Source organism: Kribbella aluminosa, assembly GCF_017876295.1.
Classification (GTDB): Bacteria; Actinomycetota; Actinomycetes; order Propionibacteriales; family Kribbellaceae; genus Kribbella; species Kribbella aluminosa.
This window is the reverse complement of record NZ_JAGINT010000001.1, coordinates 3,706,001-3,726,813: the sequence shown is the minus strand read 5'-3', so window position 1 is coordinate 3,726,813 and position 20,813 is coordinate 3,706,001. Positions and strand designations below refer to the sequence as shown.

Genomic DNA, 20,813 nt, shown 5'->3' with positions numbered 1-20,813 from the left:
GCGGACGCCGTCTGGTCGGTCGCTCGCGGATCGATCCGGGCCGGGCCGACGCCTCCGAAGAAATCGCCGAACTCCCGCGGCACGCGGCGCCGGCATCGCCGCCCGCAGACCCAACTCCGAGTTCCCGCCCTGATCGCGGATATCCTCGTCGGACCAGCCCGCCATAGCCGCTACTTCTCGCGGGCAGCTACGGCGCGGAGATGTTCGGGGCGGGGCTTGACTACGTGGTCGGCGTACTCGGGGTGCTTCGGCAGCCAGGCGGCGACGTACGGGCAGACGGGGACGATGGCGTAGCCCTGAGCGATGACGTCGTCGACGACTGCGCGGACGAGTCGGGAGGCGAGGCCCTGGCCGCTGTACTCGTCGGAGACGCCGGTATGGAAGAGCACGCGCTGGACGCCGGCATCGGCGGTCACGTCGACGTAGTCCTCTTCGCCGATCACCCCACCGGACTCGTGGTCGATCAGGACGTACCTGGATTCCTCGGCCCGGTTCTGTACTTCGAAACGCTGATCGGTCACGGACGTCCTCCTGACAAGGCGGTGCTGCGGGGGAACCACTGGTTGCCACCGGCCCATTTCATCGAGTTCGACGTACGGCGGTCGACGACCTCGTCGAAATCGGACTCCCCAGTCACTGTGGCAGCTTACGCGTCGGCTCCGGGTCTCAGCGTTTGCTCATAGAGTGGTGTCTACGATGCTTGCCGGACTCGGGAGGTGCTGGTTGAGAGGTGCGAGGCTGCTGGCCGTAGGTGTGGCGGCGGTGGCGGTCTTGTGCGGCTGCCAGGGACCGTCGGGTGGCTCCGGGCAAGGGCAAGTGGATGTCGGTCCGGAGCAGAACGAGGCCGCCATCGGCTGGGGGCGCCAGCCTTGGCAGATCCTGGACAAGCAGGTTGCCGGGCCGATGGAGCTTGCGGGGTACGCCGATCACGTGAGCGTTCGCAGTGGTCAGGCGTTCCGGCTGTTCGTGACCTCGTCCGTGGGCGCCTTCACCGTCCACGCGTACCGGGTCGGGTGGTACGGCGGTGCCGGCGCGAAGCTGATCTGGACGTCGGCGAGTATTCCGGGCAAGGCTCAGCCGCAGCCGCTCCGTACCGCGGACCGGATGGTCTCCGCGATCAACTGGACTCCTTCGCTGACCGTTCAGACCAAGGGATGGCCGGCCGGCAGCTATCTCCTGCTGCTGCGCGGGGCGAACGGCAAGGCGAAGTACGTCCCGTTCGTGGTCCGCTCGGACAGCGCTCGCGGTGCGGTCCTGATCGTCGACGCGGTCAACACCGAGGAGGCGTACAACGCCTGGGGCGGGTACTCGCTGTACCACGGCCCGCACCGCCTCGCGACCAGGCGATCGCTGATGGTGACCTTCGATCGCCCGTACGACTTCGACGGCGCCCGCGGGGTGCTGAACGAGTACGACCCACTGGTTCAGGTCGCGGAGCGCAGCGGCGTACGGCTGGCGTACGCGACCAGCGTCGACCTGCTGGCGGACCCGGGACTGCTCACGGGCGCGCGGGCGATCGTGTTCGGCGGGCACGACGAGTACTGGACCCTGCCGGCGCGTGCGGCCGTCACGCGAGCGCGCGACGCAGGGACGAACCTGGCGTTCATGGGAGCGAACTCGGTGTTCTGGCGCGTCCGGTACGGCGCCGACCCACACGGGCCGAACCGCGTCATGTTCGGCTACAAGGACGCGGCGCTGGACCCACACCACAACTCTCCCGACACCACCGTCCACTGGCGCGCGGCACCGCACTCCTACCCGGAGAACTCGCTCACCGGGACCCTCTACGAGTGCGCTCCGGCGAAAGGCCCGTACACGGTGCTGGACCCGAACTTCTTCCTGTTCGCTGGTACCGGCGCCGGAGTCGGGTCGGCGTACCAGGGGTTGATCGGCGACGAGGCGGATCGCGCGTACCCGATCGCCGGGACGCCCGCGAACCTGCAGGTCGTCGCCCACTCGCCGACCACCTGCGGCGTCAGGCACACGGTCGCGGACTCGACGTACTACACGACGCCGTCCGGAGCCGGCGTGTTCGGGACCGGGACCATCGAGTGGGTCCGTGCGCTGGAAGGCCCGGACCCGCAGTTCGACGTGAACCAGCCCTCGGTGGACTTCGCCCGGAAGGTGACGCTCAACCTGTTCACGGCGCTCGCCGCAGGACCGATGGGCCGCACGCATCCTGCCGTCGCCAACCTGGCCGGCCTGCACAACCAGGCCTCTACGGCGACCGGCACCGGCGGCAAGGTCGGCGTCGAGGCCCCGATGCCCAAGCCCGAGTCCTAGGGGCGCTTCTTCTGCTCGCCGGCGAGCCGCTGCAGCATCCGGTTGTACGCCTCGTGGGCTTCGTCGCTGTCCGGATCGAGCTGGTCCTTCGGATCGGCGCCCACCTCGGTCGCGATCACGGTACGGCGTACGGCGTCCAGCCAGCTGCCGGTCATCCGGTCGCGTTTGGCCGGTGACGTGACGACGCTGATCATCAGCCCGACGGCAGCGAACATCATCAGGCCGTCCCCCACCGCCCACATCAGTCCGCCGGCGGTGTGAATGTCCGTCAACGGCGCGGGCGCCCAGCTCGGATGCATCTCCATCATCATCGGGAACGGGTCGCGGGTGGTCTGCAGCAGCACGATGCCGACGACGGTGTCCGGCAACATCGCGATCAGGAACAGCACCAGCCGGAGCAGGTACCCCGGATCCGAGTGCAGCGGCTCCTCCCCCAGCAACGGCAGGAAGAACAGGTACCCGGCGACGACGTACAGCACCTGCTCGCCCGTCATCAGCCAGGGATGCATCACCATCTGGTCCATGAACCCGGTCAGGTGCGTCACCACGATCACGAGCGTGTAGATGGCCAGCCCGGCCGCGGGATGCGTGAGCAGGCCCATCGGTCGCGACGACACCAGCCGCCGCGCGCGGGACTGCCGGTCGGCGGAAGCGGACTCGAGCGCGACCGTGATCGGATGCCCGAGGACCAGCAGCACGGGGACCACCATGATCAGCGTCAGATGCAGCACCATGTGCATCCAGAACACCGACATCGAGTACGCGCCGATCCCGGACGCCACGCAGACCCAGAGAATCACGCAGCCGAGGACGAACGACGCCGCCCGCCAGACCCGCACCGTCGATCGACCGCGCCCGCGGACGCGCAGAACGCAGTACCCGCCGGCGAGCACCACGGCCACCGCGAGCCAGCCCGGCGCAACCCGCCAGCTGCCCAGGAACGAAGCCCAGGTCAGTGGCGCCATCCCACCCATGTCCGACATCGACGTCAAGCATTGCACAGGGCAATCCGTCACCCGCGGGCAGCACTCCACACGGCGTACAGCTCGGCCGCGTACTCCGGACGTGCCGCGAGAATCCCTCCGGCAGTAGGCCAAACGGTCTCGTTCCCGGCGTCGTCGAGGAGTACGCCGCCTGCCTCGCGGACGATCAGCGCGGCGGCCAAGTGGTCGATCGGGCTGAAGCGCTCGATGACCGATCCGGCTCCGCGGCCCGCAGCAGGACCTGTCAGCGAAAGCGTTCCCGACCCCATGACACGGACAGTGCAGAAGCGGTCCCGCAGCGCGTCGAAGAACTCGACCATGCCCGGCCAGGTCTCATGACCCAGTAGCTCGGTGCTGACCATCGTCCCGGTCAGGCTCGCGCTCTCGGCCGGCGGCAGCTCAAGCCGTACGCCGTCCCGCTCGGCCCCGCGCCCCGCGACGGCCCCGAACACCTGCCCGTGCCACGCGTCGCCGACCACGGCCACGAGCGGCTCCCGGTCGATCGCGAGGGCCAGCGAGAACGCCGTCCACGGCATCCCGTTCGCGAGGTTCGCCGTACCGTCCACCGGGTCGACGTACCAGCACGGCGTACCGGGCTGCGCGACGCCGCCGAGTTCCTCACCCACCACCAGGTGACCCGGCAGGCGCTCGGCGATGACCTCGCGGACATGCTGCTCGACCGCGACGTCCACCGCGGTGACGTGGTCCGCCGCGTGCGCCTTGGTACGGATCACGCCGAGCTCGGCGCTGCTCGTGTAGTCGACGGCCCAGCGCGCCAACTCGTGCGCAACCGCCACGGCCGCTTCCAGCTCGTCGTACGTCAGCAGCGCCGGCCGGGGCGCGGCGCTCCACGACTCGGGGCCTTCGGCAACGACTCCCTGCAGGACGCGCAGCCGGTTGGTCGTCACGGCGTCCGCGCCGGTGGCAAGCACCCAGCGCATCGCGTCCTCGTCGTCGACCGTCCAGCAGGCCATCCGCGCGCCCGCCGCGTGCGCCGCCTCGACGAGCGCGGGGCTGAGGAAGATGTACGCCGAGTTGACGACGTCGGGCCGCAGCGCCGCGACGAGGTCCGCCGGCGGGAGATCGCGCCGGTCCCACGGCAACCAGATCCGCGCATCCGCAGCGAGTTCGCGAACCGTCCGCATCGCGTCGACGTCCCCGCACCACGCGACACGCGCGTTCGGCACCTCGCGTACGACGGCAACGGCCGGCGCGGCACAATCCGGGTCCGACATGTCGATCAGCAGCGTCGCCGACGTACCGGCGACAACCGCGAGCGCATCGGCGAGCAGCGGAATCCGGTCGTCTCCGTCGCCGAGCCCCGAGACCTCCGCCCAGTCCACCTGGGAGACGGCGCGGTCAACTCCCCACAGCCGCTCCAGCGTCGCGTCGTGCAGGAGTACGACCCGGCCGTCGCGGGTGACGCGGACGTCGATCTCGACCAGGTCGGCACCGTTCTCGACCGCGGAACGGACCGCGGCGAGCGTGTTCTCCCGGTACCGCTCGACGTCGCCTCGGTGCGCAGTGATCAACATGCCGACCCCCGACGTACGAGCTTGCCGTCCTCGAACTCGAGCCACTTCTCGACCCGCGCGTGCCCGCGCGCTCCGACCGGTGGCAACGCGCCGGTGACGTACGCACGGAGCTCGGCGTCCTCGCGCTTGACGTACAGCTCCGCGAAATGCCCGCGCGGCACCACCCGCTCGACCGTCGCCGGCACCCAGCCATCCTTGTCGTCAGCACCGTCGGCCGAGAACCGGACGTCCTCCGGACGGATTCCGACGACTCCTGAACCGCTCGCGATCCGGCCCGCCTCGATCCGTCCCTCGAACCGGTTCAGGCTCCCGATGAACGTCGCGACGAACTCGGTCGCGGGCGTGCTGTAGAGATCCACGGAGGTGCTGAACTGCTCGATCCGGCCGTCGTTCATCACCGCGATCCGGTCCGACATCGACATCGCCTCCTCCTGGTCGTGCGTGACCACGACGGTGGTGATGCCGAGCCGCTGCTGGATCTCGCGGATGTCCTCGCGGACCTTGACCCGCAGCTTCGCGTCGAGGTTGCTCAGCGGCTCGTCGAGCAGCAGCAGCTCCGGCTCCTGGACGAGCGCGCGGGCCAGCGCCGTACGCTGCTGCTCGCCGCCGGAGATCCGCGCCGGACGCGAGTCCTTGTGGTGCATCAGGTTGACCAGCGCGAGCGCCGCGTCGACCCGGTCGGCGACCTCCTTCCTGGGCAGCTTGCGCAGCTTGAGCGGGAAGCCGACGTTCTTCGCGACCGTCATGTGCGGCCAGAGCGCGTAGTTCTGGAACACCATCGCGCTCGGGCGCCGCTCGGGGCCGAGCCGTACGACCTCGCGGCCGCCGACCTGGATCGAGCCCGCGTCCGGGGTGAGGAAGCCCGCGATCATCCGCAGCGTCGTGGTCTTGCCGCAGCCGGACGGCCCGAGCAGCGAGACGAGCTCGCCCGCCTCGACCGTGAGGTCGAGGCTGTCGATGATGGTCCGGCCGCCGAGCGACTTGTGCAGACCGCTGATCTCGAGCCCGGCCGCGGCCCGCCCGGCGGCTACCTCGGTCGCAGTGGTCACAGTTGAGTTGGTGGTCACGGTGCCTCTACTTGATCTGGAAGCCCTCGGCGAGCTGGCCGCCGACGATGTGCTTCTGCGCGGCCAGCAGCAGCGCGACGGAAGGAATGGCGAGCAGGATCGAGAACACCGCCGCCACCTGGGTCGGATAGTTGAGCACCAGGCTGTACATCTCGGTCGGCATCGTCATGTAGTCCGGTGCGCCCACGAGGTACGTGCCCTGCGCCTCGTCGAACGACGCGAGGAAACTCATGATCGCCGCCACCAGGATGCCCGGCAGCGCCATCGGCAGCGTCACGCTGAAGAAGGTCCGCAGCTTCGACGCCCCGGCGTCCCGCGCGGCCTCCTCGAGACTGCGCGGTACGGCGGCGAACGCGGCGGCCGGGATCCAGGTCATGAACACGACGGTGCCGAGCACGTGCACGATCAGGATGCCGAGGATCGTGTTCATCAGGTTGAGCGCGTAGAACAGCGCCGCCAGCGACACGAACAGCCCCATCTTCGGGAACGCGTTCGCGGCGAACAGCCCGATCAGGAAGAACCGGCGGCCCGGGAACGAGAACCGCGCGAACGCGTACGCGGCCGGCAGGCAGACCACCGCGGAGGCCAGCACCGTGATCGGTGCGAAGAACAACGAGTTCTGTACGGCGACCCCGAGCGCGTGGTCCTGCGACACGACGCTCCACCAGTGCAGGGTCCAGCCGTCGGGCAGCAGGTTCGGGTACGTCCAGCTCTTCGCGAACGCGTGCACCGCGAGCCATCCGAGCGGACCGATGATGAAGATCGCGAGGGCCAGCGCGAAGATCGTCGCGACCGCGCCGCTGACCGCGCGCCGCGCAATCCGCACCGCGCCCTCCCCCGGAACCGCCGTGGGTCCGGCTGTTGCCTCGGCCATCAGACCGCCCCGCTTTCCTTGGCCGAGCGGAAGTTCGCCCACACGTACACCGCGGCGATCCCGGACGCGATCGCGAACACCACGAACGCCATCACCACCGACTGCTGCGGCTGGTTGAACGCCGAGAAGTAGTTCGACATGTCCACGCCGAGCATGTTCGGCGAGTTCGGGCCGGTGAAGTACGGCACCGTGAACGAGCCGAGCGTACCGATCGCCGTGAACGTCGTCGCGATCACGATCGGTACACCCGCCATCGGAACCAGTACCGACGTGACGACCCGGAAGAACGAGGCGCCGGCGTCCCGCGCGGCGTCGATCATCGCCTGCGGCACGGCCTGCAGCCCCGACGAGACCAGCAACGTCGCGAACGGCAGCGAGGTCCACACCGAGCCGATGATCACCGTGACCATCGTGAACGACCAGATCGGGAACTCGACCCCGAACTGCGCCGCCACGCTGCGCAGGAACCCGTCGGCCGAGTAGAACCCGAGGATCGCCCAGGACGCGATCACCACCGGGATGAACAGCGGGATCACCGCGAGCGCGGACAGCACCTTGCCCAGGACGCCGCCGCGGCACTTCAGGTACAGCCCGATCGTCGTCGCGAGCAGGATGACGACGGTGGTACTGACGAGTGTGACGACGACCGTCACGACCAGGTCGCCGAGGAAGCGCTGGTCCGAGAAGAGATCGGCGTACGCGCCGAACGTCGGCGTACCGCCGCTCGCGTGATGCACGTTCTGGCCGATCAGCGCGATCGTCTTGTTGAGACCGCCGGTGAAGCCGAAACTGAAGCCGAACGCGAGCACGATCGGGAACCCGATGAACAGCGCGATCAGCACGATCGGCGGCAGCGCCATGAACAGGCCGCGGGTCTGCCCCTCCCGCGCGCGGGTCACTTGCCGGGCACCTTCTCGTCCCAGAGCTTGTTGAGGTCCTTGCCCATCTGGTCGTAGTAGCCCTTGCGCAGGTTCCGGGTGTCGGCGTTCGCGAACTTCGCCGCGACCTCGGCCGGCAGCTTGTCCGACGAGATCGCCGGGTAGCCCGAGATGTCCTTGACGATCGAGGCCTGCTGGGCCGGCTCGAGGACGAAGTTCACCAGCTTCAGCGCGGCGTCGCCGTTCGGGGTGTTCGCCGGGATGCCGAGGTACGCCGCGCCGCCGGTGAACGACGGGTCGGAGATCTGCGCGGCCTTGACGGTCGCCGGGATCGCGCCGTTGGCGACACCGGTCGTGAACTGGTCGGACCAGACCGGGGCCATCGAGATCTGCCCGTGGGCCAGCAGGTCCAGCGTCTGCTGGTTACCGTTCGGGTAGACGCCCTTCTGGTACACGTACTGGTTCAGGCCCTTGAGCTCGGCGAAACCCTTGTCCCAGTTGGATTCGAGGTCCTTCTCGTACCCGACCGTCATCTTCTCCCGCGCGTCGGCCGGCACGTACTTGTCGAGCACCGTGGCCACGAACGCGCCGCCCGAGCCGCCGGACTTCGGCGAGTTGTACGTGAACTTGCCCGGGTTCGCCTTGACCCACGCGAGCAGCTCGTCGAGCGTCTTCGGCGGTGTCGGCACGGTCTTCGTGTCGTACGCCAGCAGGACCGACGAGCCGCGGTACGGGATACCGCCCGTGCCGCCGGCCTTCACGACGTCCGCCGGAATGTCCGACAGTGCGGGGATCTTGCTCGCGTCGACCGGCTGCAGCAGGTTCGCGGCCGAGGCCTTGGCCACGAAGCCGCCGTCGACGACGTCGAACCCGGGATCCTTCTTCTGCGCGACCGAGCTCGCCAGCTTCGCCATCGTCTGGGCGTCGTGCTCACCGTGCAGGTCGAGGGTGACGTCGACCTTGTAGCCCGGGTTCGCCTTCTCGAACGCCGGGGCGAGGTCCTTCTCCCACAGCGTCTGGACATTGGTGTCGCCGCTGAGGAAGACCCGGACGGTCTTCGTCCCGGAATCCCCACCGGTGTCCGCAGAGCCGGTGCTCTTCTGAGCACATCCGGCGAGGCCGATGGCCGTGGCGGCGATCGCCGCGGTGACCCCGACGGCAGACGTGAGCTTCACACAAGCCTCCTGATCGAGCGCCACGCTCAGCACGCGCAGCGGCAATTTGGCGAACGCTATCCTCACAGCGCCGCCCCGGGCAATGCTGCCTCTGGCAACGTTGCCAGAGCACGCCACTTTGTCTTAACAAACCGTGACCGACTGGCGAAGATCTCCGCACCGAAGTGTCAACTCCGGACAACCCGCGAGCAGCATTCCGAGCGGTACGGCTGTCACCGCGGCAGCAGGAGTCCACCGCCAACGGCCGCCAGATCCAGCGACAAGTACGCACCGAGGATCAGGCACGATCACGGACCACGCCCGTACCGGTCCGGCCGGCGCGCAGCAGTAAAGCTTGCCTCATGCTGTACGCCGTGCCGGAGCACGCGGCACCCGCAACGCACGCAGACCCGCGCCGCACACTCGATGGTGTCGAAGATGTGTTCCCGCCGGTCGGTCGCACTCATTTCCCACAAACCACACACGCCGCGATGAGGACCCCCCAGCTCGACATCGAGCCCCCTCGGCACCCACGCCGTACCCCGTACCCACCGCGCACCGCAGGTGCCCCAGGTGCCACAGGTGCCGCAGGTGCCGCAGGTGCCGCAGGTGCCGCCGGTGCCGCAGGTGCCGCAGGTGCCGCAGGTGCCGCAGGTGCCGCAGGTGCCGCAGGTGCCGCAGCCGGGGATTGTAGTGTTCCGGGGCGGCTTGCTCTCCCTGGCCGCGCTGCGCGCATTCGACGGTCTGCCCCGCCGAGCACTCGCTGAACGACGCGCCCGTCCGGCCGGCGCACTGCAGTAGTTCGAGCACCGGCGGCGCGGCGACCACTTCCTCTGGACGTCACGGCGCACCCGCCTCTCGTCAAGACACTTGGTCAGCCCCTCCGGCATTGTGCAGGATCGAACGCCGTACACCACTTCAAGAGACTTGACTCCGAACGTTCAAGAGACTTGACTCCGAACGCCGAAGTACGCGCCGAACCGAGGCGCAACCACGCACCCCCTGCACCCATCCGCGATCACCATCGACGCGGCCCCGCAATCCTTCACCGTCCCCCGCCGAGTGGACCGCCCGGCCACCGATCGTGTGCGCCGAACACGCCGAAGCCGCGCCCACCACGCGCAACTGCGCGCGCGCCGAACCACGACGCCACGGACAGCTGCCGCAACAGCGAGCAGATCGAGGGCGCGGTTCATCGCGACGCCGGGCAGCTCGCGCGTCTCGGCCACCAGCGCCGTGGCCGTGGACCGCCTACCCCCTCGCGAGCCGCTCCCCGTCAACATCCACCCAGCGCTACGGGTCGCTCGGTCCCACCGACACAAGGAGACCCGGAGAGGCAGGACGAGCGCATGGCTCAGTACAGCCGTCCGCGTGGTGTTCGGGGGTGACGTCGCGCGGGTCAGCGAGGTGGCTGGGGGCTTGCGTAGCATCGGCGGTCCCGCCCCAGGGATCGACGGGCGTGAACTCCGCGTGCCCGCGTCGTGGATTGTCCTGGTAGTCGGGTGGCGGGGGCTCGCCCCAGATCGCCAGATATGTTGCGGCGCGCAAGCCTTCCTGGTCTTGGCTGTCCGTTCGCGGGGCTGTGGACGGTTGGGGCGCGGGTGCGCGGTCCTCGCCTCGTCCATCGAGACGTACGTCGGCCGTGGGCGTTCGACCGGCGCCGGAGTGGCCGGGTGGTGATTCCGGGGCCGGGGCCGGTGATGGTGCCGGCGGTGATGCAGGTGGTGCCGGTGATGGTGCCGGTGCAGGTGCAGGTGGTGATGCAGGTGGTGGTGTCGGTACTGGTGCAGGTGGTGGTGCTGGTGGTGATGCGGTGTCCGGGGGTGGGCCTGGGTGGGGTGGTGGGTCGGCCCAGGTGGGGCGGGCGACGTGGACGGTGTTGCTGGTGATGGTGATGTTCCAGTGGCCGGCGTGGAGGTCGGTGTGGTGCCGGCGGCAGAGCAGGACGAGGTTTGACAGGGCTGTCGGGCCGCCGTCTATCCAGGAGATGAGGTGGTGTGCGTCGCACATTACGGGTGGGGCTGCGCAGACAACGCAGCCGCGGTCGCGGGTGTTCAGGGCGCGGCGGATGGCTTTGGTGACGAGGCGTTCGCGGCGGCCGACGTCGAGGGGTTCGGACTGTGAGCCGAGCACGATGGGGATGATGTTGGCGTCGCAGGCGAGGCGGCGGATGGTGGCTGCGGACAGGCCGTTGCTGTTGACGGTTTGGCCGATGGCGTCGGCGGTGGCTGCTTTGAGGTCTTGCAGGTCGATGGTGACGGTGATGTTCGCCTTGGCCCCGAACCCAGGTACCACGTCATCAGCCGAGCGGGTTGTCACACCAGCACCTGCGGGAGTCGTCGCCGTGGCACCGGTGCCGTGTATACGGGTTGGCGTCCAGTTCCCCGGGTCGGCGGTTGCATCGTGGGCCGGGTTGGGTGTGGACGCGTTGTTCGTGGGGGTTGGTGCGGTGCGGGGGTCTGCTGTGGTGGGGGTGTTTGGGTTGGGGGTGTTTGGGGTGGGGCGGGGGATGGTGGGGGGTGGGGTGCCTGCGTCGAGGGCGGTGGCGGCGAGGGTCAGGGTTGTGGTGAGGGCGTCGGCTTGGCGTTTTTCGCGGGAGCGGGGGTCGGGGGTGCCGTCGAGGGTTTTGTGGGGGCGGGCTCCGGTGGTGATGAGGGTGCGGAGGAGTTCGGCGTTTTCGTTGGCGAGGTAGCCCTTGAATTTCACGCCGCGGTCGATGGAGGCGAGGGTGAGGGTTTCGCGGGCGGCGGCTTTGTGTTCTTCGGGTTCGGGGCCGTCGGTGTCGAGGATGTTGCGGGCTGCGACGGTGGCTTTGCGGAGTTCGGCGGGTGGGAGGTGGGTGAGGGCGGCGAGTTCGCGTTCGGCGCATTCCAGGTCGGGGGCCGGGACGGTGTTGGGGGTTTTTTCGAGTTCGAGGATGATGGCTTCGGCTTGGGCGGGGCGTAGTACGACGTCGGCGGTGAGGTCCCCAGGGAGGTCTGCGGGGAGTGCGGCGGTGACGGCGGGGTATTTGGGTAGGGCGCGGGCGAGGTGGACGTCGCGGTGGGCGCGGTAGTGGTCGAGGCGGTAGCGGTACTGGATGTATTGGGTGGTGTTGCGGGCGCCGGTCTTTTCGGCGTGGCCGGTGTTGTCGAGGGCGGCGATGATGCGCAGGCGGCGGGTCTGCCGGCGGGCGAGGTCGGCGTCGGCGTCGTCGAGGGCGCGGACGAGTTCGTGCTCGCTCATCAGCTCGGGTGGCCGCTCGCCGAGGTCTTCCATGCCCAAACTCTAGACACGGCCTCCGACAGTTTTCAAAGCCGGATCCCCTTCAAAACAAGGAAAAATGTTATCCACAGATCCACGCGATCGCGACGACCCTGTGGATATTGCCTCAGGCAACTACAGACCTTCAGTCGCCTACTTGTGCGCTGCCTTCAGCTTCTCGTCGAAGAAGCTGAGGACCCGGTCCACACCGGCCTGCTGGCGGTGTTCGGTCAGGGTCGCGTGTTTCCGCCCGGGGAACTCCACGGCGATGAAGTTCGCGCCGAGCTCACGCCGCAGGGTGTCGAACCGAGTGCCGACGGCCGGATCGTCCTTGTAGCGCAGCCCCAGCACCTGGCATCCCGCGGCGACCTTCGCCTTGACCGATGCCAGGTCGGCCGGGCTCAGCCCGAGGTCTGCCCCACGAGCCTTGCCGAGCGGCGCCGGCGAGGCAGGCTGTGCGAGAACCGGCGCCGCGACCGGAGCATCTGCCAGCATCGCGAGCGCGAACCCTCCGGTCATGCACATGCCGACCACGCCTACGCCCGGCCCGCCCAGCTCCTCGTGCAACTCCCTGGCCAACGAGCGCAGCCAGCCGGCGACCGGCGTCGTGCGCCCCAGCGCGAACATGCTGAACTCTCTGCTGACGCAGATACTGGCGATACTGCGCACCGACTCGAGCACGGTCGCCGCTGCTCCAGGCCGCCCGAACAACGACGGCATCACGACGGTGAAACCGCTGCTGACGACTCCCTCGGCGAATTCGAGCACGGCAGGCGTGATGCCGGGGATCTCGTGAATCACGATCACACCCGGCCCGCTGCCTTTGCGGTACGTCGGGTGGGTGGTCCCGTCAGCAGTGTGGCTCCTCAGAGCCCAGGACTCGAGCGAACTCATGACAACGACTCTAGGCCACGGGACAGCTCGGCCGGTGAGGTTCTTCTGTCGGTGGGCCCTGGTAGAGCTTGACGACCGATGTCCGGCGAGTTCAGGAGGCGGCGATGGCTGAACGGCCACGTGTGGTGGTGAGTGTGGGTGCGAGTGTCGACGGGAAGGTTGCGCTTGCTCGTGATGCGTTGCTGATGCGTCGGCCGAGTTCGGAGTTGTGGGCGGCGATCACTCCGCAGGCCGCTGATCCGGTCGACATCCTGGAGGTGGTCAGGGCGCAGTACGGCTGCAACGCGATCCTCGAAGGGAGTGGCAGCCTGGTCGCCGAGGACGAGACGCCGGACGGGCTCCCGGCGTACGACGGGGACGCCGCCGAGTTGTACGAACACTTCCTGCCGCCGGAGATCATCGGACTGGTGTCGCCGCCGCACATGTGGTTCACGGCCGTGGACAGCCGCGGGCGGGTGCGCTGGACGGAAGACCACGAGAACTGGGACGTACTGGTCCTGGTGTCGCGGTCGACGCCAGTCGACTATCTCGCGTACCTCCGCCGGGAGCGCATCTGTTACCTCGTTGCCGGCGACAACCGGGTCGAGCTGGCCGAGGCGATGGCGGCAATGGGTACCGAGCTCGGCATCACGTGCGTGCTGTCGACCGCAGGAGGCGGACTCAACGGCGCACTACTGCGAGCAGATCTGATCGACGAACTGCACGTCACCGTCCTGCCCGCCCTGATCGGCGGCGTGGGTACTCCGTCGATCACGGACGGCTCGCCGCTCGGCGTCGGCGAGCCGGCTACCCGCCTGGAGTTGCTCTCGGTCCATACGGACATCGGCGGGGCCGTCCGCCTTCACTACAGGACAGTTGCGTGAAATAGGGTTTCGTGGCTCCGACGACAGGTCTGTACGGTCCGATTCGTGGACTTTCCTACAGCAGAAGAGCTCCTCGCCGCGTTGCGTGCCGGTGAGGTCACGTCGGCCGAGCTGACGGACGAAGCGATCGCGCGGATCGAGCGGGACGACGAGGCGATCAACGCGATCTGTGTGACGGACTTCGACCGCGCGCGGTCTGCCGCAGAGAGTGCCGACGACGCCAGGCGACGCGGCGCGGAACAGCCGTTGCTGGGTCTTCCGGTGACCGTCAAGGAGTCGTACGACGTCGTCGGGCTGCCCACGACCTGGGGCCTGCCGGCGTACCGGGACTATCTGCCGGCCGAAGACGCGCTGCAGGTGTCACGGCTCAAGGCCGCAGGCGCGGTCATCCTCGGCAAGACCAACGTGCCGCTGGGCCTGCAGGATGTGCAGTCCTTCAACGAGATCTACGGCACTACCAACAACCCGTGGGATCGCGCGCGTACGGCGGGCGGCTCGTCCGGCGGATCGGCGGCAGCGCTGGCGTGCGGATTCGGCGTACTGTCGATCGGCTCGGACATCGCCGGTTCGTTGCGCACGCCCGCACACTTCTGCGGTGTCTACGCACACAAGCCGACCCTCGGGCTCGCGCCGAACCGCGGAATGGTGCCACCGCCCGGGCCGGCCTGGCCGACCGAACTCGACCTGGCCGTGGTCGGCCCGATGGCTCGCTCCGCCAGAGACCTCACCCTCCTCCTCGACGTCATGGCCGGGCCGGACCCGCTGACCCACGGGGTGGCGTACAACCTGAAGCTGCCACCCGCCCGCCATCAGCAGCTGTCGGACTTCCGGGTCCTGGTCGTCGAGGAGCATCCGCTCATCCCGACCGGGTCCGCCGTACGCGCAGGCCTGAAGCGGGTCGTCGACGCCCTCACAGCCGGCGGAGCGCGAGTCGAACGCCACAGTCCTCTCCTGCCCGATCTGGCCGAGGCCGCGACGGTCTACTCCCAGTTGCACTTCTCCGGCGCGGGCGCGCGTTTCCCCATCGACATGTACCGGCAACTGCAGACCCTCGCCGCCGGCCTGGACGCCAACGACCAGAGCCTCGACGCGACGCGGCTGCGGAGCATCGCGATCAGCCATCGCGACTGGATGGCTGCGGACGCCCGCCGCGAAGCCCACCGGCACGCCTGGCGGCAGCTCTTCGCCGAGTTCGACGTCGTGCTGTGCCCGATCACCCCGACGCCCGCGTTCCCGCACGACCACAACCCCGATTCCCTCGCCCGGTCCCTCGACATCGACGGCGTCCAATACCCGTACTTCGACCAGCTCGTCTGGGCCGGTGTCGCGACCATGCCCGGCCTCCCGGCCACGGCGATCCCGGCGGGCCGCTCCCCCGAGGGTCTGCCGGTCGGCGTACAACTGATCGGCCCGATGTTCGAGGACCGTACGCCGCTCCGCCTGGCCGAACTCCTCGAAGGCCCCGGAGCGCTGTCCGGGTAGCGTTCTGCCGGTGATTCGGTGGGCGGTGGGCCTGGCGGGCGCGGTGGCGTGGTTGTGGTGGGTGTGGTTGATTCTCGTGCGTTGGTGACGGCGACGAGGGTGGCGCAGCAGCGGTAGACCAGCTCGCCGCTACACACCCCACCGCGTGGGTGGACGGCGGAGCTCGCGGCCGGACGTAGGTCCGGGTTGGGGAGGATGTTGTGCCGAATCGGGCGGGAAATCCTCCCCAACTCGCCGTGCCGAAATGGTGCCGGAGCAGCGCCGGGATCCGCGGACACGGTCCCCGGCGGATCTCCCGCACTCACCAACCCCGCTGCACTGGCGGCGGGCGCCGATGCCGGCGGTTGATCCTGGACGGCGGCCACCGGTTGCTGAGTGCTGCACGTCCGGACCGGGGCGACATCACGAAGTCCGGCTGTAGTACTAGCGGCGTCCGAGGAAGATCGGGTTGGTGAGTGCGGCCATCGGGCCGAACGTCAGAGCCGGGTCCATCGAGGTGTGGCCGGGCGTGCCGTCGGCGAGCGGGTGCCGGATCTCGGCGCGGACGAACGCGGCGCTGAGGGGCGTGGTCAGCCAGGTGACGGTGCCGGCGCCCGTGCCGTCGAGGCTGCTCTGCAGCATCTGCCCCTCGTCGGTGAGGATCCGCACAGTGCCGTTCGGTACGCCGCTGACCTTCGCGCTGACGGTGATCTGCTCCGTGGGCTGGGCCGCCAGCCGCTCACCGATCCCCGCCTTCCGGCCGTACGCCGAGGTCGCGGTGAAGTCGAGCGAGACCTTCGAGGACTCGGCGATCCACGACCGCCCGGCCCGCAGACCGGCGAGGACCGCGTCCTTGGACAGGTCGTCGGCGAGCACCACGTTGTGCGGCAGGCCGATGACGTTGCCGGGGTTGTGCGCGTCGCTGTTGCCCATCGCGGGCAGCCACGGCTTCTTCTCCCGGACCGCGGCGGCCAGCAGGTTCGCCCAGGTCGAGACCGCGGCGTCGTCGTCCCAGCCCCAGGGGCCGGTCCACACCTCGGTGGCGTCGAGTCCTTCGAACCCGAACTTCCACTCGCTCGCGATCCACGGGCAGTACAGGTGCGCCGACACGCACAGCCCGCCGGCCTTGTGGACCTGCTGCTGGATGCGGTCGAACACGCCGTCGCGCGACCGGAACCGCCAGTCCAGCCACTGGCCCGGCTTTGTACCGAGGGCCAGCCAATGCCCGTTGCGGGTGGTGACCTCCTCGCCCGTCACGATCAGCAGGTCGTCGCCGGCGAGCGGACCCCACGCGCCGTGCGAGGCGCTGGTGTTGTGGTCGGTCGACACGATGAAGTCCAGCCCGGCCGCCCGCGCACCGGCGGCCACGTCCGCGGGCTGGTTGCGTCCGTCGGAGTACACGGTGTGCAGGTGGCAGTCGCCGCGGTACCAGTCCCGGCCGCGGCCCTTCGCCCGGGTCGGCGGGTACGCCGGTACGTACGCCGCGCCCGGGTCGCCGTACGTGAGCGTGACCTCGACGTGGTAGTCGAGGCCCTGCGGCGCCACCTGGTACGGGCCGAGCACGACGTGCCAGGTCCCCGGCATCACGTCACCGGGCAGGTACCCCGGGGTCGCCTCGGTACGACTGATGCTGAAAGCAGTACGGAAACCACCGGACCAGCCGCGGAACCCGGACCCGTTGAAGTCGAAGCCCCGCGCGTCGAAGATCCCGATGTCGCACGAGTTCCCCGGCGTACCGGACGGGACCGCAGGCTTGGAGTAGCTGTAGCTCACCGAGATCTGTTGCACACCTCGCGGGACGTTGACCGGCAGGTACACGAAGTCCGTCGGCCCTGGTGCGATATGTCCCTCCACCACCTGGGTCTTCGAGCCGGTCGCGGCAGCGGCGAAGCTGATCGGCGCCAAGGCGACGATCGTCCCCGCACCGGCTGCGGTCAACAGACCCCTCCTGGTGATGGCGGTAATTGCGGCGTCAGTCATGTGGGAAACCAAACACCTTCCGGCGTCCTGCAGGCAACGTAGACATGACCTCTGACCGAACGGGCTCTCATCAGGGACGAAGAGCGGGCCCCACTTCAGCGCCGAGGTCCTGCAGAGCAGCGGTGTAGCGCTCGATGTTGCGGAGCTTCACGGTCTCGTAACCGCGGATCAGGTCGGGGAGCTCGGCCAACTGGACAGCGCGGTCGTACGACGTGGTGTCGAGCGTGCCGGCCAGGTCGATGACCAGCGCGCGGTAGTGATCCCGCAGGGCGCGCTCGAGTTTGCGGACGTGGGCGTACCCGAACACGTCGGCGCGGGTGCCGCGGAAAGGCTTCAGGTGGGCCAGGGCGCGCAGAGCACCGTGGGTCCGGGGGCCGAAGGAGAGCTTCTTCTTGCGGCCCAACGCCCGCAGGATCGGCGGGTGCAGCTTGAAGGAGACCGGACCATCCGTCGTCGCGAGGAACCCGGGGTCGGTGAGGAGCCGAGCGACCTCGTACTCGTCCTTGTACGCCATCAGCTTGAAGAGGTTCCGCGCGACGGCTTCGCTGAACCTGGTCTCCGTGGTCACGGCCTGCTCGGCGGCTGCGACCCCTGCGACCACGTCGACGTACGCATCCGCAAGCTTGACATTCTGGTAGGCGACCAGGTCGGTGGCGCGCTGGGCGACCAGCCGCAGTACCTCGCCTTCGAGACCGGAGGAGGCGACCGAGGCGGGAACCTCACGGACCGAGGTCGGAGCTTCCGGTGCACGGAACGCGGCGGGGGCGGTGACCGCCGTCCGGCCCCAGCGGAAGGCGGCGATGTTCGCTGCGACCGCAGTCCCGTTGATCTCGATGGCCTCCTCGATTGCGGCCGCCGGCAGCCGCAGGGCACCGGTCTGGTACGCCGCGCCGACGAGCAGGAAGTTCGCCGCGAGGGTGTTGCCGAAGATCCGCTCGGCGGCCTCGAGCGCGTCGAAGTCGAACAGCTCGGCGGTGGCGGTGCGGACCCGATCCAGCAGGCCGGCCTCGTCGGGATGCCGGACGTCCGGGTCGTACACCATCGCGCCGGTCGCGGTCCGGCTGGTCGAGACGACGGTCCGGGTCAGCGCACTGTTGCCATAGGCAAGGTTCCGGTCCTCGGCGAGGGTGAGCAGGTCGAAGCCGAGGAAGCAGTCCGCGGAGCCGGGCGTGAGCCGGTTGGCGGGCTCCAGCTCGCCGTCGGCGAACCGCAGGTGGCCGGTGACCGGTCCCGCCTTCTGGCTCAGGCCTGTCTGGTCGAGAGATTCGACGGAGTACCCGGCCCGCAGCGCGGCCGTCGCCAGTACCTGATTGACCGTGACGATGCCGGTGCCGCCGATACCGACCATGAAGACGTTCTGCGTACCGGTCACCCGCTCTTCGGCGTTGCTCGGGACGACCTGCGGCGGCTCCGGGAACGACGTACGTTTGCGGGTCGACGCAGTCTCCACGGTCACGAACGACGGGCAGTCCCCGTCGAGGCAGCTGTAGTCGGTGTTGCAGGAGGTCTGGTCGATGCGGGTCTTCCGCCCGTACTCCGTCTCGACCGGCTGCACCGACAGGCAGTTGCTCTTCACACCGCAGTCGCCGCACCCCTCGCAGACAGCCTCGTTGATCACGACGCGCTGGGTACGGGCGGGCAGGTTGCCGCGCTTGCGCTGCCGGCGCGCGTCCGCGGCGCAGTGCTGGTCGTAGATCAGCACGGTGACACCGGAGGTGTCCCGGAGCATGCGCTGTGCCTGGTCGAGGCGGTCGCGGTCCCACAGCAGCGTCCCGGGCGCGAGATCGCGGCGGCGGTGCCGGTTCGGGTCCTCGGCGCAGACGATGATCTTCTGCACGCCCTCGGCTCGCAGCTTGTGCGTCAGCTGCGGCACGGTGAGCGCGCCTTCGGCGTCCTGGGCGCCGGTCATCGCGACGACCTCGTTGTAGAGCAGCTTGTAGGTGATGTTCACGCCGGCGGCGATACATGCCTGTACGGCGAGCTGCCCGGAGTGGAAGAACGTACCGTCGCCGACGTTCTGGAAGATGTGCCCGGCGTCGGTGAACCAGGCCTGCCCGATCCACTGCGCGCCCTCGCCACCCATCTGCGTGACGCCGGTGACCGCGCTGTCCTCGCGGTCGGAGATCGTCACCATGGCGTGGCAACCGATCCCGCCGCCGCCCATCGAGCCCTCCGGCAGCGCCGTCGAGCGGTTGTGCGGGCAGCCGCTGCAGAAGTACGCCGACCGGCTGGTCGACAGCAGCGGGAGCTGCGTCCGCTGCGGGGCGGGCGGAGTGATCGCGACCAGGTCCTGCAGCACCTGCCGGAGCGGGCCGAGCAGGCGGCCCGAGGTGAGCTCGCCGTCGGCGGGGATCAGCATCCGGCCGGACACGTCGCGCTTGCCGAGGATCTGCGGCGCGTCCGGCGTACCGTAGAGGATCTCGCGGACCTGGGTCTCGACGAACGCGGTCTTGTCCTCGACCACCACGATCCGGTCCAGGCCCTCGGCGAACGAGCGAATGGTGCCTGCGGCAACGGGACTCATCAGGCCGAGACGCAGTACCCGAATCCCTGCCTGGGCGAGCGCTTCGTCGGTGACGCCCAGGTCGGTCATTGCCTGCCGCATCGAGTCGTAACAGCTGCCCGAGGCAACGAACCCGACCCGCGCGGCGGCCGGGTCCACGTCCAGGACGTCCAGTCCGTTCGCCACGGCGTACGCCCGGACGAGCTCGGTCCGCGGGCCGACCAGGTCGGCCTCGGCGCGGACGATCGCGTCCGGGCGGATGATCATCGGGCGCTGCTGGTAGCTGTACGGTCTGCCGTCCCACTCGATCGCGGGCGCGACCGGGCATACGTCGGCTGCGGCCGCGTCGACCACCCAGGCGCCGTCGGCGACGTCCGCGACGATCTTGAGCGCGACCACGCAGCCGGTCGTCCGGGACAGCTCGATCGCGTGCAGCCCGAGCGTCACGATCTCCGCGGCGTTCCGCGGGAAGAGCACCGGGATACCGAGCGCGGCCAGGGAGCGCTCGCTGACGGCCGGTACGGTCGAGGACTTCGACGCCGGGTCGTCGCCGACGAGGAGGACGGCCCCGCCGCGCGGGTTCACGCCGTACAGGTTGGCGTGCCGCAGCGCGTCGGTGGCGCGGTCGACGCCGGGGCCCTTGCCGTACCAGAAACCGGTGACGCCGTCGTGGGTCGCGGTGCCGAGCGGCAGCTCGATCTGGCTCCCCCACACCGACGTGGCGGCGAGCTCTTCGTTCAGGCCGGGGACGAACCGGATGTCGTTCGCGTCGAGGACGTCCGGCATACCGCCGAGCAGCTTGTCCAGGCCGCCGAGCGGACTGCCCTGGTAACCGGAGACGAACGACGCGGTCCGCAGCCCGCGGCGCCGGTCGAGCGCGCGGTGCTCGACGAGCAGCCGGGCGATCGCCTGGACGCCGGTCAGCAAGGTCGGCGGCCCCGCCGTACGGAAACGGTCGCCGAGGTCGTACGGCGCCGGCGTGCCGACCGGGCGATCGAGCAACTCGGTCATGGTTCTCCCAGGGTCGGCGACGGTTGCCCCGAGCGTGAGGCCTGGTGGGCGGGGTCACAACACTGGTCGTCCAGTTTGGCGACA

15 protein-coding genes are annotated in these 20,813 nt (G+C 69.3%); 4 read left to right on the top strand and 11 right to left on the bottom strand.

The genetic code is table 11. The features are described 5' to 3' along the window. Nucleotides 1-170: 170 nt before the first annotated feature. Nucleotides 171-521 (bottom strand): GNAT family N-acetyltransferase, encoded by a 351-nt coding sequence (locus tag JOF29_RS17775; protein WP_209695291.1) that lies wholly within the window; start codon nucleotides 519-521, stop codon nucleotides 171-173. 295 nt (nucleotides 522-816) lie between these two features. Between JOF29_RS17775 and JOF29_RS17770 the strand changes: the two genes are divergently transcribed. Then, on the top strand, nucleotides 817-2,283 hold the full coding sequence (locus JOF29_RS17770) for a N,N-dimethylformamidase beta subunit family domain-containing protein (protein WP_209695290.1): 1,467 nt from the start codon (nucleotides 817-819) through the stop codon (nucleotides 2,281-2,283). Here JOF29_RS17770 and JOF29_RS17765 read toward each other — a convergent pair. From JOF29_RS17765 to JOF29_RS17740, 6 genes are read right to left on the bottom strand one after another with little or no spacing between them, the layout of a single operon-like run. Further along, nucleotides 2,280-3,266 carry a cytochrome c oxidase assembly protein gene (locus tag JOF29_RS17765; RefSeq protein WP_209695289.1) on the bottom strand — a complete coding sequence of 329 codons (987 nt, stop codon included), beginning with the start codon at nucleotides 3,264-3,266 and terminating at the stop codon, nucleotides 2,280-2,282. The two genes, JOF29_RS17770 and JOF29_RS17765, sit on opposite strands and share 4 nt — an antisense overlap. Before the next feature lie 29 nt (nucleotides 3,267-3,295). Beyond that, complete coding sequence (locus JOF29_RS17760; protein ID WP_209695288.1) at nucleotides 3,296-4,801, bottom strand: inositol monophosphatase family protein; 1,506 nt, start codon at nucleotides 4,799-4,801, stop codon at nucleotides 3,296-3,298. Continuing rightward, a complete protein-coding gene (locus tag JOF29_RS17755; RefSeq protein WP_209695287.1) occupies nucleotides 4,795-5,850 on the bottom strand; it encodes an ABC transporter ATP-binding protein in 1,056 nt (351 codons plus the stop codon). The genes JOF29_RS17760 and JOF29_RS17755 overlap by 7 nt, the downstream gene beginning before the upstream one ends. Before the next feature lie 25 nt (nucleotides 5,851-5,875). After that, nucleotides 5,876-6,694 carry an ABC transporter permease gene (locus tag JOF29_RS17750; protein WP_209695286.1) on the bottom strand — a complete coding sequence of 273 codons (819 nt, stop codon included), beginning with the start codon at nucleotides 6,692-6,694 and terminating at the stop codon, nucleotides 5,876-5,878. Nucleotides 6,695-6,741: 47 nt separating this feature from the next. Further along, the gene (locus tag JOF29_RS17745; protein WP_209695285.1) at nucleotides 6,742-7,641 is read right to left on the bottom strand and encodes an ABC transporter permease; all 900 of its coding nucleotides are present in this window, start codon (nucleotides 7,639-7,641) and stop codon (nucleotides 6,742-6,744) included. Next, entirely contained in the window at nucleotides 7,638-8,795 is a 1,158-nt protein-coding gene (locus tag JOF29_RS17740) for an extracellular solute-binding protein (protein ID WP_209695284.1), read from the bottom strand. Before JOF29_RS17740 ends, JOF29_RS17745 begins: the two co-directional genes overlap by 4 nt. 561 nt (nucleotides 8,796-9,356) lie before the next feature. Here JOF29_RS17740 and JOF29_RS43265 point away from each other — a divergent pair. Then, nucleotides 9,357-9,575 (top strand): hypothetical protein, encoded by a 219-nt coding sequence (locus JOF29_RS43265; protein WP_245357643.1) that lies wholly within the window; start codon nucleotides 9,357-9,359, stop codon nucleotides 9,573-9,575. 492 nt (nucleotides 9,576-10,067) lie between these two features. Here JOF29_RS43265 and JOF29_RS44580 read toward each other — a convergent pair whose 3' ends face one another. Together JOF29_RS44580 and JOF29_RS17725 are read right to left on the bottom strand one after the other, a co-directional pair. Next, nucleotides 10,068-12,032, bottom strand: coding sequence for an HNH endonuclease (locus JOF29_RS44580; RefSeq protein ID WP_209695282.1), 1,965 nt, complete (start codon nucleotides 12,030-12,032; stop codon nucleotides 10,068-10,070). A gap of 138 nt (nucleotides 12,033-12,170) precedes the next feature. Beyond that, nucleotides 12,171-12,911 carry a dienelactone hydrolase family protein gene (locus JOF29_RS17725; protein WP_209695281.1) on the bottom strand — a complete coding sequence of 247 codons (741 nt, stop codon included), beginning with the start codon at nucleotides 12,909-12,911 and terminating at the stop codon, nucleotides 12,171-12,173. A 104-nt stretch (nucleotides 12,912-13,015) separates the two neighbouring features. On the opposite strand from JOF29_RS17725, the gene JOF29_RS17720 reads away from it, so the two are divergent. Next, nucleotides 13,016-13,774 (top strand): RibD family protein, encoded by a 759-nt coding sequence (locus JOF29_RS17720; RefSeq protein WP_209695280.1) that lies wholly within the window; start codon nucleotides 13,016-13,018, stop codon nucleotides 13,772-13,774. A gap of 45 nt (nucleotides 13,775-13,819) precedes the next feature. Beyond that, a complete protein-coding gene (locus JOF29_RS17715; protein ID WP_209695279.1) occupies nucleotides 13,820-15,256 on the top strand; it encodes an amidase in 1,437 nt (478 codons plus the stop codon). Nucleotides 15,257-15,679: 423 nt separating this feature from the next. Here the strand turns inward: JOF29_RS17715 and JOF29_RS17710 are convergent, their stop codons facing one another. Together JOF29_RS17710 and JOF29_RS17705 are read right to left on the bottom strand one after the other, a co-directional pair. Further along, nucleotides 15,680-17,173, bottom strand: a complete 1,494-nt coding sequence (locus JOF29_RS17710) for a CehA/McbA family metallohydrolase (RefSeq protein ID WP_209695278.1) — start codon at nucleotides 17,171-17,173, stop codon at nucleotides 15,680-15,682. 112 nt (nucleotides 17,174-17,285) lie between these two features. Continuing rightward, nucleotides 17,286-20,729 (bottom strand): indolepyruvate ferredoxin oxidoreductase family protein, encoded by a 3,444-nt coding sequence (locus JOF29_RS17705; RefSeq protein WP_209695277.1) that lies wholly within the window; start codon nucleotides 20,727-20,729, stop codon nucleotides 17,286-17,288. Nucleotides 20,730-20,813: the final 84 nt, after the last annotated feature.

Excerpts from the sequence above, each read along its gene's own strand:
- JOF29_RS17705 (WP_209695277.1), bottom strand. The coding sequence starts at position 20,729 with ATGACCGAGTTGCTCGATCGCCCGGTCGGCACGCCGGCGCCGTACGAC.
- JOF29_RS17725 (WP_209695281.1), bottom strand. The coding sequence starts at position 12,911 with ATGAGTTCGCTCGAGTCCTGGGCTCTGAGGAGCCACACTGCTGACGGG.
- JOF29_RS44580 (WP_209695282.1), bottom strand. The coding sequence starts at position 12,032 with ATGGAAGACCTCGGCGAGCGGCCACCCGAGCTGATGAGCGAGCACGAA.
- JOF29_RS17720 (WP_209695280.1), top strand. The coding sequence starts at position 13,016 with ATGGCTGAACGGCCACGTGTGGTGGTGAGTGTGGGTGCGAGTGTCGAC.
- JOF29_RS17765 (WP_209695289.1), bottom strand. The coding sequence starts at position 3,266 with ATGTCGGACATGGGTGGGATGGCGCCACTGACCTGGGCTTCGTTCCTG.
- JOF29_RS17760 (WP_209695288.1), bottom strand. The coding sequence starts at position 4,801 with ATGTTGATCACTGCGCACCGAGGCGACGTCGAGCGGTACCGGGAGAAC.